Annotated in this window: 13 protein-coding genes; 9 read left to right on the forward strand and 4 right to left on the reverse strand. The window is 62.9% G+C overall.

What is annotated here, in order from left to right; translation table 11 throughout:
• Positions 1 to 54: 54 nt before the first annotated feature.
• Complete coding sequence (locus V6M87_RS02095; protein ID WP_332848070.1) at positions 55 to 948, reverse strand: LysR substrate-binding domain-containing protein; 894 nt, start codon at positions 946 to 948, stop codon at positions 55 to 57.
• A 101-nt stretch (positions 949 to 1049) separates the two neighbouring features.
• Between V6M87_RS02095 and V6M87_RS02100 the strand changes: the two genes are divergently transcribed.
• The gene (locus tag V6M87_RS02100; RefSeq protein WP_332848071.1) at positions 1050 to 2300 is read left to right on the forward strand and encodes an MFS transporter; all 1251 of its coding nucleotides are present in this window, start codon (positions 1050 to 1052) and stop codon (positions 2298 to 2300) included.
• A gap of 59 nt (positions 2301 to 2359) precedes the next feature.
• Positions 2360 to 2686, forward strand: coding sequence for a hypothetical protein (locus V6M87_RS02105; RefSeq protein ID WP_332848072.1), 327 nt, complete (start codon positions 2360 to 2362; stop codon positions 2684 to 2686).
• 3 nt (positions 2687 to 2689) lie between these two features.
• On the opposite strand, the gene V6M87_RS02110 is transcribed toward V6M87_RS02105, so the two are convergent.
• Both V6M87_RS02110 and V6M87_RS02115 read right to left on the reverse strand, forming a co-directional pair.
• Positions 2690 to 3913 carry a CaiB/BaiF CoA transferase family protein gene (locus V6M87_RS02110; protein WP_442920544.1) on the reverse strand — a complete coding sequence of 408 codons (1224 nt, stop codon included), beginning with the start codon at positions 3911 to 3913 and terminating at the stop codon, positions 2690 to 2692.
• 74 nt (positions 3914 to 3987) lie between these two features.
• A complete protein-coding gene (locus V6M87_RS02115) occupies positions 3988 to 5754 on the reverse strand; it encodes a cation:proton antiporter domain-containing protein (protein WP_332848074.1) in 1767 nt (588 codons plus the stop codon).
• A 253-nt stretch (positions 5755 to 6007) separates the two neighbouring features.
• Between V6M87_RS02115 and trpS the strand changes: the two genes are divergently transcribed.
• Both trpS and V6M87_RS02125 read left to right on the forward strand, forming a co-directional pair.
• Complete coding sequence (gene trpS, locus V6M87_RS02120) at positions 6008 to 7027, forward strand: tryptophan--tRNA ligase (protein WP_332848075.1); 1020 nt, start codon at positions 6008 to 6010, stop codon at positions 7025 to 7027.
• A gap of 33 nt (positions 7028 to 7060) precedes the next feature.
• The gene (locus V6M87_RS02125) at positions 7061 to 8110 is read left to right on the forward strand and encodes a serine endopeptidase (RefSeq protein WP_332848076.1); all 1050 of its coding nucleotides are present in this window, start codon (positions 7061 to 7063) and stop codon (positions 8108 to 8110) included.
• 44 nt (positions 8111 to 8154) lie between these two features.
• Here V6M87_RS02125 and V6M87_RS02130 read toward each other — a convergent pair whose 3' ends face one another.
• Positions 8155 to 8559 (reverse strand): DUF3597 domain-containing protein, encoded by a 405-nt coding sequence (locus tag V6M87_RS02130; protein WP_332848077.1) that lies wholly within the window; start codon positions 8557 to 8559, stop codon positions 8155 to 8157.
• A gap of 210 nt (positions 8560 to 8769) precedes the next feature.
• On the opposite strand from V6M87_RS02130, the gene V6M87_RS02135 reads away from it, so the two are divergent.
• The 5 genes from V6M87_RS02135 (at position 8770) to V6M87_RS02155 (ending at position 14224) form a co-directional block, all read left to right on the forward strand.
• Positions 8770 to 9078, forward strand: a complete 309-nt coding sequence (locus tag V6M87_RS02135; RefSeq protein ID WP_332848078.1) for a DUF1294 domain-containing protein — start codon at positions 8770 to 8772, stop codon at positions 9076 to 9078.
• Positions 9075 to 9836, forward strand: a complete 762-nt coding sequence (ugpQ, locus tag V6M87_RS02140) for a glycerophosphodiester phosphodiesterase (RefSeq protein WP_332848079.1) — start codon at positions 9075 to 9077, stop codon at positions 9834 to 9836. The genes V6M87_RS02135 and ugpQ overlap by 4 nt, the downstream gene beginning before the upstream one ends.
• Before the next feature lie 382 nt (positions 9837 to 10218).
• Entirely contained in the window at positions 10219 to 12828 is a 2610-nt protein-coding gene (alaS, locus tag V6M87_RS02145) for an alanine--tRNA ligase (protein ID WP_332848080.1), read from the forward strand.
• Between the two features lie 245 nt (positions 12829 to 13073).
• Positions 13074 to 13331: a sulfurtransferase TusA family protein gene (locus tag V6M87_RS02150; protein ID WP_332848081.1), complete on the forward strand. Its 258-nt coding sequence runs from the start codon at positions 13074 to 13076 to the stop codon at positions 13329 to 13331.
• A 143-nt stretch (positions 13332 to 13474) separates the two neighbouring features.
• Positions 13475 to 14224: an electron transfer flavoprotein subunit beta/FixA family protein gene (locus V6M87_RS02155; RefSeq protein ID WP_332848082.1), complete on the forward strand. Its 750-nt coding sequence runs from the start codon at positions 13475 to 13477 to the stop codon at positions 14222 to 14224.
• Positions 14225 to 14242 lie beyond the last annotated feature (18 nt).

Consider the following 14242-nt stretch of genomic DNA (forward strand, 5'->3'; position numbering starts at 1 on the left):
TAGGTTTTGTTGCAAAACATGGCACCAGCTCTGGCAAGCGTCGGCGTGACGGTTTCAGAGCTCGGCAGCTTCACGCGCCAACGCGGTGAACGCGTCGATCAATGGGGAACGCTCCCCCGCCCGCTGCACCAGCATCAACTGCGTCGTCGCCGCCGCGTCGTCCAGCGGCCGGTACACCACCCCATTCATCCGGATCCGGTCGAATGATGACGGCAACAGGGAAATTCCGCACCCCGCAGCCACCAGCCCGATGATCGTCGACGCCTCGCCCGCCTCCTGCGCGATATGCGGCACAAATCCCGCCGCCCGGCACAATCTGAATATCAGCCCGTAAATGCCCACGCCCGCATTGGCCGGATACATCACGAACGGCAAGCCCGCCAGCGCACTGACCGGCACCACGGCGCATGCTGCCAGCGGATGCGTTTCGGGCAGCACCAGCAGCAGCGGGTCGGTGCGCAGCACTGTGCTCTCGAGCCCGTCGGGCAGGGGACCGTCGGGCGGGCGGATGAAGCACAGGTCGAGCGTGCGCTGGATCAGCGCGTCGAGCTGGTGCAGGGTGGCCATTTCGTGCAGGGTCAAGGTCACGGCCGGAAACTGGCTGCGGTAGCCGTTGATCAGTTTTGCAAATAGCGGCGTGTAGGGTGTCGAGTAGGTGAAGCCGATGCGCAGTTCGCCCACCTCGCCGCGGGCGGCGCGGCGCGCGGTGTCGCCGGCCTGCTCGGCCAGGGCCAGGATGCGGCGCGCATCAACCAGGAACAATTTCCCCGCTTCCGTCAGGCGCACCCAGCGCTTGCTGCGCTCCAGCAATTGCGCGCCGATATCGCTCTCCAGCGCCTGGATGGCCTGGCTCAGCGGCGGCTGGCCAATGTGCAGGCGCGCGGCGGCGCGCGTGAAATGCAACTCTTCCGCGACGGCGATGAAGTAACGCAGGTGACGCAGTTCCATGGTATCCAGTCATCTATTTTTTCAATGAATAGCGCCTCTAATATATATTGGACAGTATGACTGTGCAAACCTAACATGGGTTTCGATCCAAGGACCCCGTCATGCAAGCCACTAGCGTCACCCCCGATCTTGTTCCTGTCGCCCCGATTTCCCCCGGCGCCGCCGACTTCAAACGCATCAACCGCGCCATGATGTTCGGCGGCTTTTCCACCTTTGCGCTGCTGTACTGCATCCAGCCGCTGATGCCGATGCTGTCGCACGAGTTTGCACTCACTGCGGCGCAAAGCAGCCTGGCGCTGTCGCTCTCGACCGGGATGCTGGCGGTCTCGCTGATCGTCTCAAGCCTGCTGTCGGAACGCGTAGGACGCAAGCCGATGATGGCGGCATCGATGACGCTGGGCGCGATCCTGACCGTGCTGTGCGCCTTCGCGCAAACCTATCCGCAACTGCTGGTGCTGCGCGGCCTGCTCGGCTTCATGTTGGGCGGCATGCCGGCCATTGCGATGGCCTATCTGAGCGAAGAGATCGACCCGCGCGCGCTGGGCCTGTCGATGGGCTTGTATATTAGTGGCAGTGCGTTCGGCGGCATGCTGGGCCGGATGGCGACGTCCCTGATCAGCGATTTTTACAACTGGCGCCCGGCGCTCGGGCTGATCGGTGCGGCCGGTCTGTACGCGGCCTGGGAATTCTGGCGCAGCCTGCCGGCATCGAAAAATTTCCGGCCCGGTTCGCGCGGCATTGCCGGCTTGGTGCGCGGCGCGCGCGGCCATTTCACCGATGCTGGCCTGCCATGGCTGTTCGTGCTGGCGTTCCTGCTGATGGGCGCCTTTGTCAGCCTGTACAACTATATTGGTTACCGCATGCTGGGCGCGCCGTTCGCACTGCGCCCTGGCGTGGTGGGCCTGCTGTCGCTGCTGTATTTGCTGGGCATCTTCAGCTCGGTCTGGGCAGGGCGCCTGGCCGACCGCCTGGGCCGGCGCAATGTGCTGTGGCTGGTGATGGGCGCGATGCTGGGCGGCTTGCTGCTCACGTTAATCAATTTCTTGCCGACCATCGTGCTGGGCATGGGTTTGTTTACCTTCGGCTTTTTCGCCTCGCACTCGGTGGCCAGCAGCTGGGTTGGTCGGCGTGCGCGCGCGCCCCAGGCGCTGGCCTCGGCGCTGTACCTGTTCTTCTATTATCTCGGATCGAGCGTGGTGGGCTGGGTGGCCGGCGTGGCGTGGGAGTGGCGCAACTGGCCTGGCGTGGTGCTGGTGCTGGGCGGCGCGCTGGGCCTGGCCCTGCTGATTGCCTTGAAACTGCGCACCCTTGCCCCACTGGAATCTGCTGCAATTATGGCGGCCGAAGCGTGAACTTCAGGGCACGCCGCTAGTCCAACCTTGACTGTTGAAAACATATCGAGGAGATGATCATGCTACAAGCCAACGAAATTGCCCGCCGCTTCCAGCACCTGCAAGCGACCATCGATGAAGCGCAGCGCGCGTGCCAGGCGTCCCAGGATGCGCCGCAGGAAATTCGCAGCTGCATCGACCGCCTGTCGCAGGAATACCGGCAAGCCCAACCCGTCATGGCATCGAACGACCAGACGCGCATCGCTGCCGCCGTCGACAAGCTGGAAGACATGGGCGACGAAGCCAAGCGCCTCAGCCGCGCCAATCCGCAAGTGGCGCCGCAGGTGGAAGCCGCCGTCAAGCGCGTGCACGACGAACTGTCCGACTTCAAGCACAAGCTGCACTAATCTTTACAACACCCCGTGCGCGTGCAGATCGGCGATGTCCTTGGCACTTTTGCCGAGGACATCCCGCAGCACTTCGACCGTATGCTGGCCCAGCAGCGGCGGCGCCAAATCGGTGACCACCGGCGTGGCCGACATGCGCATCGGGCTGCGCACCAGCTTGACGCTGCCGGCGCTCGGGTGCGGCAGCTTGAACGCGAGTTCGCGCGCCTGTACTTGCGGGTTGGCGAACACATCGGCGATATCGTTGATGGGGCCGCATGGCACGCCGACCGCTTCGAGAAGCGCGATCCAGTCCGCGCGGCTGCGCTCAAGCACCATCGCGGCCAGCAGCGGCACCAGTGTGTCGCGATGTTTTACGCGCAGCGGGTTGGTGGCGTACAGGGGATCGTGCGCCAGTGCGGGACGGCCGCCTGCTTCGACGAATTTCTGGTACTGGCTGTCGTTGCCGGCCGCGACGATGATGTGGCCATCGAGGCAGGCGAAGGTCTGGTACGGCACGATGTTGGCATGCGCGTTGCCCCAGCGCTGGGGCGGCGTGCCCGTGTTCAGGTAGTTGCTGCCCATGTTAGCCAGCATGGCCACTTGCGTGTCGAGCAGTGCCATGTCGATGTACTGGCCTTCGCCCGTGCGGTCGCGGTGGGTGAGGGCGGCCAGCACGGCGACGGTGGCGTACATGCCGGTCATGATGTCGGTCAGCGCGACGCCCGCTTTTTGCGGGCCGCCGCCGGGCAAGGCATCGCGCTCGCCGGTCACCGACATCAGGCCGCCCATGCCCTGGATCAGGAAGTCGTAGCCGGCGCGATGGGCATACGGACCGTCCTGACCGAAGCCGGTGATGGAGCAATACACAATGTCGGGCTTCAGCGCGCGCAAGCTGGCGTAATCGAGACCGTAGCGCGCCAGCTGGCCGACCTTGAAATTTTCCAGCACCACGTCGCAGTGCAAGACCAGTTCGCGCAGCAGGGCCTGGCCGCCAGCGCTGGCGATGTCAACCGTGACCGAGCGCTTGCCGCGGTTGGCGGCCAGGTAATACGCGGCTTCGCTGGTGGGGTTGCCGGCGGCGTCGTGCGCGTATGGCGGCCCCCAGGCGCGGGTGTCGTCGCCTACGCCCGGACGCTCGATCTTGATCACGTCGGCGCCCAGGTCGGCCAGGTTCTGTGCGCACCATGGGCCGGCCAGCACCCGCGACAGGTCGAGCACGCGAATGTGACCAAGCGCCTTCGGCATGCCGCCCGCAGGCGCGCTGTGCTGTACTGAATCTGTCATCTTGCCATCCTCTTCTTCCATGCCAGGGTGGGCGATTATAGCGGCTTGTGCTGTGCGGCTTGTGCGAGGGATGCCTCGAACACATCGCGTTCGGCGTCGATGATGGCATCGACGCGGCGCGCGTCCAGCCCCATTGCCTCCAGCACAAAAGCGGACAGTTGCAGGCTCGCTTCCAGCGTTTCCGGCACCACCACCGTGGCGCCGGCGCTGGCCAGCGCGTGCGCATTGCGCTCGTCGCGCGCGCGCGCAAACAGCGGCACGCCGGGAAACTCGCGCCGTATGCCGCGCACCGCATGCATGGCCGAGGCCGGATGATCCATGGTCAGTACGATGGCCGGCGCGTCGCCCGCCGAGACGCGCCGCAGCAGCTCGGACTGGGCGGCATTGCCGAAGTACACTGGCAGGCCGCCGGCATGGAATTGCGCGACCAGTTTCGCGTTGTTTTCGAAGGCAATGAACGGAATGTTCTGTTCCTTCAGCAGCTTGGCCAGTTGCTGGCCGACGCGCCCGAACCCCGCAATGATGATGCGGCCGCGCACGCTGTCCAGCTCGTCCTGTTCGAGCTGGCGCGCGGCCGGCTGGTGTGCCTGCTCCCAGCGCGCGCCGATGGCGCGGCCCAGGCGCGCCAGCAAGGGCGTGACGAACAGCGACAGGCCGACCGCCAGCATGATGCGGCTGCCGAACGCGCCATCGACCAGTTGCGCGCCGACCGCATAGCCGATGATGATGAAGGCAAACTCGCCACCCTGTCCCAGCAGCAGGCCGCCTTCGATGGCGCGCCCCCAGTTCAAACGCCCCAGCCGGAACAGGCCGGCGACGACGATCCCCTTGATGAGCAGCAGGCCAAGCACGGCGCCCGCCAGCCACAGCGGGGCAGCGATCATCTCCCGCGCATCCATTTGCATGCCGACCGTCATGAAGAACAGCCCCATCAGCAAACCCTTGAACGGTTCGATCATCAATTCGACTTCGTGGCGAAATTCGGTTTCGGCCAGCAGCAGGCCGGCGATCAGCGCGCCCAGCGCCATCGACAAGCCGGCGGCGGCCGACAGCGACGCCATGCCGAACGTGACCAGCAGGATCAGCGCCATGAACACGTCCGGCTGGTGGTGGCGCGTGAATGTGCGGAACAGCGGGTGCACGACGCGCCGGCCCGCCAGGTAGATCAGCGCGATCGCGCCGCCCGCCTTGGCGATGCTAATGAGCACCAGCATGGTGGTGGCGTCGGCGTCGCCGCTGCCTTTGCCGAGCGCGCCGATGACGATCAGCAACGGCACGACGGCCAGGTCCTGCAGCATCAGCACGGCAAACGCGGCCTGGCCCAGTTTGGTCCCGGTCGTGTGTTGTTGATTCAGGAGTTGCATGACGACGGCGGTCGACGAGAGCGACAGCACCAGCCCGAGAATGGCGCTGCTCAGCCACGCTTGTCCTGCCAGGTGCAGTGCGCAGGCGAGGGCGGCGGCGCTGAGCAGTACTTGCGCGCCGCCGATGCCGAACACCCAGCCGCGCATAGCCCACAGGCGCGCCATCGACAGTTCCAGGCCGATCATGAACATGAGGAACAGCACGCCCAGTTCGCCCAGCGCACTGACGCCTTCACCGGCCGGAAAGGTGAGCCAGGCCAGCCAGTGGAATTGCGGCGCCAGCAGTCCCAGGCCGAACGGGCCAGCCAGCGCGCCGGCGGCCAGGAAACCGAGCACCTGGTTGATGCGCAGGCGTTGCAGTAGCGGAATCAGGATGCCGGCCAACAAGAGGAAGAGCAGGATTTCGCGCAGAAAGGGGAAGTCATGTTGCTCGTGCACGATGCAGCCTTTACGGGGTTGGACAGGCTTATCTTATAACGGGCACGTTGCAGAAAGGGCAGTAGTTGACATTGGAACAGTAAGGTGTCACCCTGCGCTCCATGAATTTTTCCTTCTCACATGTTGGCTACTGGTGGCGTTGCTGATGCAGTGCGGCCGCTCGACATGAAGAAATAAGTCAATCAACGCCGCCTCGATTCAGGTGGCGTTTTTATTGGGCGCGGCACATCGGGGCACAACACAGGAGTTTTCCATGAGTTCGATCACCACCCCGCCGGCGACTGTCATTCTGACCGGCGACCGTCCCACCGGCCCGCTGCACCTCGGTCACTTTGTCGGCAGCCTGCGCAACCGCGTGGCCTACCAGCAGCAGTACCAGCAATTCGTGATGCTGGCCGATGCCCAGGCCCTGACCGACAATATGGAAGACACCGGCAAGGTGCACCGCAACGTCATCGAAGTGGCGCTCGACTACCTGGCCGTTGGCATCGATCCCACCAAGACGACCATTTTCATCCAGTCGCAAGTGCCGGAATTGACCGAGCTGACGTTCTATTATTTGAACCTGGTCACCGTGGCGCGCCTCGAGCGCAACCCGACCGTCAAGGAAGAAATTCGCCTGCGCGGGTTTGAACGCGACATCCCGGCCGGCTTCCTGACCTATCCGGCCAGCCAGGCCGCCGACATCAGCGCGTTCAAGGCGACCCTGGTGCCGGTCGGTGAAGACCAGATCCCGATGATCGAGCAGACCAACGAAATCGTGCGCCGCTTTAACCGCCTGGTGCAGCGCGACATTCTGGTGGAAACCAAAGCGCTGGTGCCGGAAATCGGCCGCCTGCCTGGTATCGATGGCAAGGCCAAGATGAGCAAATCGCTGGGCAACACCATCAACCTGGGCGACAGCGCCGACCAGATCCGCGCCGCCGTCAAGCAGGTGTATACCGATCCGCTGCATTTGCTGGTGGCCGACCCGGGCCACCTCGAAGGCAACGTCGCCTTCCTGTACCTGGACGCGTTCGACACCGACAAGGTGGCGCTCGAAGAGATGAAAGCGCATTACGTGCGTGGTGGGCTGGGCGACAGCGTCGTCAAGAAACGGCTCGACACCGTGTTGCAGGAGATGCTGGCCCCGATCCGCGCGCGTCGTGAAGAATTCGCGCAAGACAAGGGACAAGTGCTGCAAATGCTCAAGGAAGGCACGATCAACGCACGTGCCGTCGCGGCTGCCACCGTCGACGAAGTGCGTCGCGCGCTGGGCTTGTCCTACTTTTAAATTGTTGTCGGCGTCCATGGAATGGAGTGCAGGATGAGCAAAAGTTTACGCCTGACCGAAAAATGGATGCAACGCGCACTCTGGCTGGTGGCGTTCATCTTCGCTGCCTTCCTGACCGGCCTGGGCAGCCAGATCGTCGGCAACCTGTGGGACGTTGAAACCGCGCTGACCGTCGAGCAATTTATCGACCCGGCGGCGCTCACTGCGGTGAAGGCGCAGCGCGACCAGGCCATCGCCAGGCGCGATGCCGCCAATACGCGACTCGAGCAGGCCGAGGAAAAGCACAAGGTCGCGCGGGCCAACACCGCGTCGGCGCGCGAGACATTCAACAACTGGCTTTCGACGCGCACGGCCACCGCGCGTCCAGACCAGGATCCCGAGCTCATCAAGCGCACCGAAGCGCTCGACGCGTTGGCAGCCAGCGAGCGGCACGCGCTGGCGGCGGTTGAAGTCGAACGCCAGGCCATGCTCGATGCGAGCCAGGCCACGGAAGCCGCCGTTGCGCGCCGGGATGCGCTCGAGCGTCCCGCCGCTGCAGCATATGCCACGGCCATGCAGCGCAAGGAACTGCGCGTGTTCGCCTACCGGCTCGCGCTGACCTTGCCGCTGCTGGTGCTTGCCGGCTGGCTGTTTGCAAAGAAGCGCAAGAGCAATTACTGGCCGTTCGCCTGGGGTTTTATCCTGTTTGCGCTGGTCGCGTTCTTTGTCGAACTGGTGCCATATCTGCCGAGTTATGGTGGCTATGTCCGTTACGTGGTCGGCATCATCGTCACCGTGCTGGCCGGGCGCTACGCGATTATTTCGCTGCAGCGCTACCTCGCGCGCCAGAAGGAAAGCGAAGCGCTGCCGGATGTGCAGCGGCGCCAGACGCTCCAATATGACGTGGCCATGGCGCGCCTGAGCAAGGGCGTGTGTCCGGGCTGCGAGCGCGCGGTCGACCTCAAGGATAATGCGCTCGACTTTTGTCCGCACTGCGGCATCGGCCTGGCCGATCGTTGCAGCGCTTGTGCGACGCGCAAGAATGCGTTTGCCCGCTTCTGCTTTGCCTGCGGTACGCCGGCCAACACCAGCCTGGCCGATTAGCCATAAAAAAGCCGCAGCCGACCTTCGGGCTGCGGCTGGCGCAATCAGTCTTTGAGGTCGGCCGGCACCTTGCCGCCGTTGGCGGCCAGCTTGTTCATCACCTGGCGATGCAGCCAGATATTCATCGACGCCGAATCGTTGGTGTCACCCGTGTAATGCAGCTCGGCCGCCAGTTCCTTGCGCGATTGCAGGCTGCTGTCCAGGCCCAGCAATTTCAACAGGTCGACGATCGAGGTGCGCCAGTTCAGCGGCTGCCCGGCCGAGGCTTGCATGCCGGACAGGATGGCCTCCACATCGACTTCTGCCATCGGTGCTGGCGCAGCCGCCGGCGCGCTCACAGGGGTAGCTGCAGCGGGCGCTGGCGCGGCGGGCGCCGTCGGGGCAGGACCCTGTGCCGCTGGATGCGAACCCGGGAAGATCTTGTGGAAAATATTGCTGAGGATACCCATGGTGTTGTCCTTGTTGTGGTGTGAATAAAAAAAATCGTAGCGCTTGATGTCTTGCGACTGAAAGAGATCCGGAGGATAGCGCGCACGCCACGCTGGCTCTGTTCGATACCGAACGGCGCGGACGGAACGCAGTTTCCGCGCAGATATTCAAGTGGACAAGCGCGCGGCGCCCACCTAAGCTGGCGGCATCCTGTTCTTCGATCGTGCCGCATGCAATTTCTTTCCGATCCCGCCCTGCTGGAAATCCTGCCCGTCATCGCCGTGCTCTACCTGTTTTTCAGCGTGATCGCGTTTTTCAATTACGCGCGCGACAAGTCAGCGGCGCGCAAAGGCTTGCGCCGCACCTCGGAGCAGCGCCTCCTGTTGCTGGGCCTGGTCGGCGGCTGGCCGGGCGCCTTGCTGGCCCAGCAAACCTTGCGCCACAAGACGGCCAAGCGCAGTTTTCAGTTGCAGTTCTGGGTCAGCGTGGTGGTCAACTTGCTGGCGCTGGGCTGGCTGATCGTGGCGGGCCGGACATGAGCAGCAAGCACGGGACGTGGCCCTATCCACGCGTGCTGGCGCACCGTGGCGGCGGCACCTTGGCGCCCGAAAACACGTTGGCGGGCGTCAACGAGGGCATGCAGCGCGGCTTTCGCGCCATCGAATTCGACGTCATGCTGGCGCGCGACGGCGTCGCGGTCGTCATGCACGACCCGTACCTGGGCCGCACGGTGGCCGGCAGCGGAAACGTCCCCGACTACGACAGCGTGGAACTGTCCGGCATGGACGCCGGCAGCTGGTTCGGTCCCGCCTACGCCGGCGAGCCGGTGCCAAACTTCGTCGAATTCGCGCAGTACTGCAAGGCCAACGGCATCTGGATGAACATCGAGATCAAGCCGGTGCCCGGTCATGAAGCCGCGACCGGCGCGACGGTCGCGCGCATCGCCGCCGCGCTGTTCGCCGATGAAATCGGCACACCGGCCGCGCCCTTGCTCTCTTCGTTCAGCATGGCAGCGCTGGCGGCGGCCCAAGACGCCGCTCCGCAGCTCGCGCGCGCCTGCCTGTTCGATACCTTGCCGCCCGATTGGCAAGCCCAGGCGCGCGCCCTCGGCGCCGTCGCGATCCACACCAACCACCGGCACCTGACGGCATCGACGACCCAAGCCATCCAATCCGCCGGCCTCGGCCTGCTCTGCTACACCGTCAACACGCCCACCCGCGCCCGCACGCTCCAGTCCTGGGGCGTCGACTGCCTCTGCACCGACCGCCTCGACTTGATCGGCCCCGACTTCACCTAAAACAATGTCCCAAAAATTAGGGTCAGTGTCGAATAATTGACCAATTGATTGCCGACAACCGCCCAGACCCAGGACGCAGCTGATTGCAGTTCGATTCCCCAGAGAAATTACCCAAAAATTCGACACTGACCCGCATTGGCGGCCGCTGAGATCAATTGCAAAACAAATAGGGTCAGTGTCGATTAATTGGCCAATTGATTGCGGAGTATGTGCTGGTGGAATGGGTGTTGAGGGGCACTAAATGTGATCAATTGCTCGGAAATTCGACTCTGACCCTAATTGTTGGGCAAGTTCGTTCGGGCAGGGGAGGTGACAGGGAACGATGGCGCTACGCTATAATCGTCTTCTTTATCAGCATGCTGCCATCCTTCGCTCCCACGACATGAAATCATCCGAAATCCGCGACAAATTCCTGAAGTTCTTCGAATCCAAAGGCCATTCGATTGTCCGTTCCAGCTCGCTGGTTCCCGGTAACGATCCGACCATGTTGTTCACCAACAGCGGGATGGTGCAATTCAAGGATGTGTTCCTCGGCGTCGATTCGCGCCCGTACACGCGTGCGACCTCCGTGCAGCGCTGCGTGCGCGCCGGCGGCAAGCACAATGACCTGGAAAACGTCGGCTATACCGCGCGCCATCACACCTTCTTCGAGATGCTGGGCAACTTCAGCTTCGGCGATTATTTCAAGCGCGATGCGATCAACTATTGCTGGGAATTGCTCACCAAGGTCTACGGCCTGCCAGCCGAGAAGCTGACCGTCACCGTGTATTTTGAAGATGACGAAGCCTATGATATCTGGGCCAATGAAATCGGCGTGCCGGTCGAGCGCATCATCCGCATCGGCGACAACAAGGGCGCGCGTTACGCATCGGACAATTTCTGGCAGATGGGCGAAACCGGCCCGTGCGGCCCGTGCACCGAAGTGTTCTACGACCACGGCGCCGATATCTGGGGCGGCCCGCCGGGCTCGCCTGACGAAGACGGCGACCGTTTCATCGAAATCTGGAACCTGGTGTTCATGCAGTTCGTGCGCGATGAAGCCGGCACCATGTCGCCGCTGCCGAAGCCGTCGATCGATACCGGCATGGGCCTCGAGCGCCTCGCCGCAATCCTGCAACACGTCCACAGCAACTACGAAATCGACCTGTTCCAGGCGCTCATCAAAGCCGCCGCGCGTGAAACCGCCAGCACCGACTTGCACGACAATTCGCTGAAAGTCATCGCCGACCATATCCGCTCGGCCAGTTTCCTGATCGTCGATGGCGTCATTCCCGCCAGCGAAGGCCCCGGCTATGTGCTGCGCCGGATCGTCCGCCGCGCCCTGCGTCAGGGTCACAAGCTGGGCCAGACCAAGCCGTTCTTCCACAAGCTGGTCGAGGACCTGAACATCGAGATGGGCGCAGCTTACCCGGAGCTGAGCGAAGCCAAAGAGCGCGTCGCACAAGTGCTCAAAGCCGAGGAAGAGCGTTTCGGCGAAACGCTGGAAAACGGCATGAAGATCCTCGAAGCGCAACTGGCCAAGGACAGCAAGAACCTCGACGGTGCCACCGCTTTTACGCTGTACGACACCTACGGCTTCCCGCTCGACCTGACTGCCGACATCTGCCGCGAACGCGGCATCACGCTCGATGTTGACGGCTTCACCGCCGCGATGGAACAGCAAAAGAAAACCGCGCGCGCCGCGGGTAAATTCAAGATGGCCGCCGGGGTCGAGTACGCCGGCGGAAAAACCAAGTTCGTCGGCTACGAGAAGCTGGTCCACAACACCCACGTCATCGCGCTCTACAGCGAAGGCGTGTCGGTGCACGAACTGAAAGCCGACCAGGCCGGCATCGTGGTCCTCGACACCACCCCGTTCTACGCCGAATCCGGCGGCCAGGTGGGCGACCATGGCCTGATCGGTAATGGCGTCCACGCCTTCGAAGTGGAAGACACGCTGAAAATCCAGGCCGACGTGTTCGGCCACCACGGCGTGATGAAAACCGGCACCCTGAAGGTGGGCGACACGGTCGACGCGCAAGTGGACGAAGCCAAGCGCGCCCGCACCATCCGCAACCACTCGGCCACCCACCTGATGCACAAAGCCCTGCGCGAAGTGCTGGGCGGCCACGTGGCACAAAAGGGCTCGCTGGTCGACCCCGACAAAACGCGTTTCGACTTCAGCCACACCGCGCCGTTGACACTTGACGAGATCGCCCGCGTCGAAGTCATCGTCAACCGCGAAATCCTGGAAAACCACGCCACGCAAGCCCAGAACATGTCGTTCGACGACGCCGTCAAACACGGCGCGATGGCACTGTTCGGCGAGAAATACGGCGATGAAGTGCGCGTGCTCGACATTGGCTCGTCGAAAGAGCTGTGCGGTGGCGTCCACGTCACCCGTACCGGCGACATCGGCCTGTTCAAGATCACCTCGGAAAGTGGCGTCGCGTCCGGTATCCGTCGCGTCGAAGCAGTCACGGGCGAAGGCGCGCTGGCGCTGGTGCAAGGCATGACCCGCCGCCTGCAGGAAGCAGCAGCCTCGCTGAAAACCAATCCGGAAGAACTCACGTCGCGCATCGGCCAGGTGCAGGACCAGGTCAAGTCGCTGGAGAAGGAACTGGCCGCGCTGAAATCGAAGCTGGCATCCGGGCAGGGCGACGAGCTGCTGACCCAGGCCGTCGACGTGAACGGCATCAAGGTGCTCGCTGCCGTGCTCGATGGCGCCGACGTTGCACGCCTGCGCGAAACCATGGACAAGCTGAAAGACAAGCTGCAAACCGCCGCCATCGTGCTGGCCAGCGTGATTGACGGCAAAGTCAGCCTGATTGCGGGTGTCACTGCCGATGCAACGGTCAAAGTCAAGGCCGGCGATCTGGTCAACTTTGTTGCCAAGCAGGTCGGCGGCAAGGGCGGCGGCCGGGCAGACATGGCGCAGGCGGGCGGCACGGAGCCAGCCGGCCTCGAGCAGGCGCTGGCCGGCGTGACGGCCTGGGTGGCCGAGCGGACCTGATTAAATTCAGGGCAAAATACACCAATAAGCGCGGCGAGAATCGGCTTCGGTCGACTCTCCACATAGCATTGTCAACCAATACTATCCGCGCGCCGTTCATTCCATATTCATACCAATATTGCAAGAAATAAAATGTCAGTTGCGACCGCGCAACACCGACCCGAAAACATTGGTGCAGTGCGTCATGCTCCGCGAATTGGAGTAGACTTCGTCAAATGAGCACTACCATCCCCAGCAGGCAGGCAATGAGCGATACCATTCTCGACAGCGACACCGTGGCGTTTCACAAGGATCTGGATGCACGTGGACTGAACTGTCCCTTGCCTATCCTCAAGGCGAAGAAAGCCTTGGCCGACATGGAAACCGGTCAAGTGCTGCGCATCGTCGCCACCGACACCGGCTCCGTGCGCGATTTCCAGGCCTTCGCCAAGCAAACCGGCAACGCGCTGCTCGCCCACACCCATATCCACGGTGAGTTCACTTTCCTGATGCGTCGCAAGTAAAACGCAGAGAAACGTCGTTTAGACGTTTCCTTCTACTTAAAAATCGCACGATCGTGCTTTAATTTCGTGCTGAAGGCGTTTTTCTCTTATAATTCAGGTCACTTTAGCTCGTCGTCACTTCTAAATTTCCCAAAGGCATACCCATGAAAGTTCTGGTACCCGTCAAGCGCGTTGTCGATTACAACGTCAAAGTTCGCGTCAAGTCCGACGGCAGCGGTGTCGACATTGCCAACGTCAAGATGTCGATGAACCCCTTCGACGAAATCGCGCTCGAAGAAGCGATGCGCCTGAAGGAAGCCGGCAAGGTTACCGAAGTGGTGGCGGTATCGATCGGCGTCACCCAGTGCCAGGAAACCCTGCGCACCGGCATGGCCATTGGCGCCGACCGGGCAATCCTGGTCGAAACCGCCGGCGACACCGAGCCGCTGGGCGTGGCCAAGGTCCTCAAAGCGCTGGCCGATAAAGAACAACCGCAACTGATCATCCTCGGCAAACAAGCCATCGACGACGACTCGAACCAGACCGGCCAGATGCTGGCCTCGCTGCTGGGTTGGCCACAAGCGACGTTCGCGTCGAAAGTAGTACTGGAAGACGGCAAAGTAACGGTCACCCGTGAAGTCGACGGTGGCCTGGAAACGCTGGCGCTCACGCTGCCGGCCATCATCACCACCGACCTGCGCCTGAACGAGCCGCGCTATGTAACGCTGCCGAACATCATGAAGGCCAAGAAAAAGCCGTTGGAAGTGATCAAGCCGGAAGACCTGGGCGTCGACGTGACCCCGCGCCTGAAAACCCTGAAAGTCGTGGAGCCGGCCAAGCGCTCGGCCGGCATCAAGGTGCCGGATGTGGCGACCCTGGTTGCCAAGCTGCGCAACGAAGCCAAAGTCATCTAAGTTTTTGCGCCACCACTA

The sequence above is a fragment of the Massilia sp. S19_KUP03_FR1 genome (genome assembly GCF_036688685.1).
GTDB lineage: Bacteria > Pseudomonadota > Gammaproteobacteria > Burkholderiales > Burkholderiaceae_D > JALYUM01.

What these genes read in the sequence shown, in the direction of transcription:
- ugpQ (WP_332848079.1), top strand. Translation starts at nt 9,075, where the DNA reads ATGAGCAGCAAGCACGGGACGTGGCCCTATCCACGCGTGCTGGCGCAC.
- V6M87_RS02155 (WP_332848082.1), top strand. Translation starts at nt 13,475, where the DNA reads ATGAAAGTTCTGGTACCCGTCAAGCGCGTTGTCGATTACAACGTCAAA.
- V6M87_RS02150 (WP_332848081.1), top strand. Translation starts at nt 13,074, where the DNA reads ATGAGCGATACCATTCTCGACAGCGACACCGTGGCGTTTCACAAGGAT.
- V6M87_RS02095 (WP_332848070.1), bottom strand. Translation starts at nt 948, where the DNA reads ATGGAACTGCGTCACCTGCGTTACTTCATCGCCGTCGCGGAAGAGTTG.
- V6M87_RS02110 (WP_442920544.1), bottom strand. Translation starts at nt 3,913, where the DNA reads ATGCCGAAGGCGCTTGGTCACATTCGCGTGCTCGACCTGTCGCGGGTG.
- trpS (WP_332848075.1), top strand. Translation starts at nt 6,008, where the DNA reads ATGAGTTCGATCACCACCCCGCCGGCGACTGTCATTCTGACCGGCGAC.
- V6M87_RS02125 (WP_332848076.1), top strand. Translation starts at nt 7,061, where the DNA reads ATGAGCAAAAGTTTACGCCTGACCGAAAAATGGATGCAACGCGCACTC.
- V6M87_RS02105 (WP_332848072.1), top strand. Translation starts at nt 2,360, where the DNA reads ATGCTACAAGCCAACGAAATTGCCCGCCGCTTCCAGCACCTGCAAGCG.
- V6M87_RS02130 (WP_332848077.1), bottom strand. Translation starts at nt 8,559, where the DNA reads ATGGGTATCCTCAGCAATATTTTCCACAAGATCTTCCCGGGTTCGCAT.
- V6M87_RS02100 (WP_332848071.1), top strand. Translation starts at nt 1,050, where the DNA reads ATGCAAGCCACTAGCGTCACCCCCGATCTTGTTCCTGTCGCCCCGATT.
- alaS (WP_332848080.1), top strand. Translation starts at nt 10,219, where the DNA reads ATGAAATCATCCGAAATCCGCGACAAATTCCTGAAGTTCTTCGAATCC.
- V6M87_RS02135 (WP_332848078.1), top strand. Translation starts at nt 8,770, where the DNA reads ATGCAATTTCTTTCCGATCCCGCCCTGCTGGAAATCCTGCCCGTCATC.